Raw genomic sequence first — 2,172 nt, 5'->3', positions numbered from 1 at the left:
GGACCGGTGCGAGCAGGTCCACGTCACCCTCGTCCCTGTGGGAGAGCGCCCCGTTCCGAACCCCGTCCCGTACTCGATCGAGATACCGTCGATTGGTGAGGTCTTCGAACGATGGCTCTCCCGCCGGGAGATCGGCGACGGAGTAAATCTTCGACCCTTCCTTGATACCCATGGTGGGACCTGAACCGCCGTTGTAGCGAACGAATTGCATCGATCGGCTATCTTCCTTTCTCCTACTTAAATGTTGAGCTGAATACGACCGTTCGGTGTGATTCCTCCCGATTCGAGTCGCTCGCTGGCGTGGGTTATACTTATCAAAAGACCGGCCTAGCGTTACGGTATGGATTCGAATCGAACACGCGGTTCACTCGCCGTCCCGGAACAGTCGATCCTCGAAGCGTGCGGCGAGACACCGCTCCCGGAGATGGGAATCATAGAGCAGGTATGGGAGACCGATCCCATTCCGGAGGCAGACATCGCCGCCCGCGCCTCACGCGTATTCGCTTCGCTTCCGATCGGTGATCTGCCGGCCGGAAGTGAGATCGCACTCGGCGTCGGGAGTCGCGGTATCGCGAACCTTTCCGACATCGTCACCGGCGTCGTCGCCGAAGCGAAGGATCGCGGATACAAACCGTTCGTTTTCCCGGCGATGGGGAGCCACGGCGGCGCGACCGGGGCGGGTCAACGCGAGATGCTGGCCGAACTCGGCGTGACCGAGTCCGTAATCGGCTGTGAGATCCGATCGAGCATGGAGGTCATCGAGGTCGGTCGCACCGACGAGCGGGACGTCCCGGTCGTCGCCGACGCCAACGCGGCGAACGCCGATGCCATCGTCCCGATCAATCGGATCAAACCGCACACGGACTTCAGCGGGGACGTCGAAAGCGGCCTGTCGAAGATGCTCGTCATCGGAATGGGGAAACAGCGCGGTGCGAAAATCGCTCACGACTGGGCCGTCAACTGGTCGTTGCGGGACATGATTCCCGAAATCACTGCCCAGTTACTCGCGAAACTCCCCGTCGTCGGAGGCGTCGCGATCCTGGAAGACCAGCACGACGATACGGCCATGATCGAGGGAATTCCACCGGAAGGTTTCCTCGACCGCGAAGCCGAACTCCTCGAAACGGCGTACGACATCATGCCAACGGTTCCGTTTCCGGAGCTCGACGTTCTGATCCTGGATCAGCAAGGAAAGGACATCAGCGGACAGGGAATGGACACGAACGTCATCGGTCGTCGTCCCTTCGCAATCCAGGAACCGGAACCGGAGACGCCCGATATCAAGCGAATATACACGCGGTCGGCGACGGAAACGACTCACGGCAATGCCATGGGTGTCGGTTCGGCCGATTTCATACACGAGAACCTCCTCACGGAGATCGACATGCCGACGACGCTCATCAACGCGTTGACCGCGAGTACCACCCGCGGCGTCCGCCTTCCGCCGGCCGTCGAAACCGATCGCGCCGGACTCGTCGCGGCACTCTCGACGATCGGTGTCGTCGATCCGACGACCGTCCGAGTCCTCCGCGCAACCGATACGATGCGTCTCCATCGGCTCTACGCTTCGACGGCGCTGGTCGAGGAAGCGAGGGATCGGGACGACCTCCGAGTCGTCGAAGAACCCGCCCCGATCCGCTTCAAATCGGGGGAGTTCACCGAACCGTCGCCACACGAAACATCTGCCCACGGCACGTCGGATCGTGACGAAAAATAGCGGGGACCGCATCGGCGACCGTGGGTGACGTTCGCGACGTCGTTCGGACGTTCGGTGACCGACCGGCTGCGCTGCGTTCGTTAGATAGTCAGTTCGTCCACGGAAACCCGACGACCTTCCTTCCAGGACTGATGGCTCGCTTCGGTCAGTTGGACGCCCTTGACACCCGCACGGAAGTCCCACGGGAACGGTTCGTCCTCGACGACGTGTCGAATGAACATCTCCCACTGCCGTTTGAACGCGTTCTCGAACGTTTGGTTGTTGGGAACGGACGTCCAGTCGTCGTAGAAGTCGTGTTCGGTCGGTGTATCGGGATTCCACTCCGGTTTGGGCGTGTTGGCGTGGTGCTGTGTCTTATAGTCCCGCAACCCCGCAACGGCGCTTCCGTCCGTTCCGTCGACCTGTATCTCGAGTAAATCGTCCCGGTTGACCCGCACCGTCCACGAGGAGTTGAG

General features: G+C 61.2%; 2 protein-coding genes and 1 pseudogene. 1 reads left to right on the top strand and 2 read right to left on the bottom strand.

Annotated elements, in window-relative coordinates; all coding sequences use genetic code 11:
• Window positions 1–211 (bottom strand): annotated as a pseudogene (locus tag WBV42_RS03440) (5-carboxymethyl-2-hydroxymuconate isomerase); the annotation flags it as partial.
• A 129-nt stretch (window positions 212–340) separates the two neighbouring features.
• On the opposite strand from WBV42_RS03440, the gene WBV42_RS03435 reads away from it, so the two are divergent.
• Window positions 341–1,717 (top strand): DUF362 domain-containing protein, encoded by a 1,377-nt coding sequence (locus WBV42_RS03435; RefSeq protein WP_423984796.1) that lies wholly within the window; start codon window positions 341–343, stop codon window positions 1,715–1,717.
• 80 nt (window positions 1,718–1,797) lie between these two features.
• On the opposite strand, the gene WBV42_RS03430 is transcribed toward WBV42_RS03435, so the two are convergent.
• Window positions 1,798–2,172: Gfo/Idh/MocA family oxidoreductase (locus WBV42_RS03430; protein ID WP_423984795.1), on the bottom strand; the 375-nt coding region annotated here is incomplete at its 5' end.

The sequence above is a fragment of the Haladaptatus sp. genome, assembly GCF_049589095.1.
GTDB lineage: Archaea > Halobacteriota > Halobacteria > Halobacteriales > Haladaptataceae > Haladaptatus.
This window is presented reverse-complemented; position numbering and strand designations above follow the sequence as displayed.

What these genes read in the sequence shown, in the direction of transcription:
- WBV42_RS03435 (WP_423984796.1), top strand. Translation starts at nt 341, where the DNA reads ATGGATTCGAATCGAACACGCGGTTCACTCGCCGTCCCGGAACAGTCG.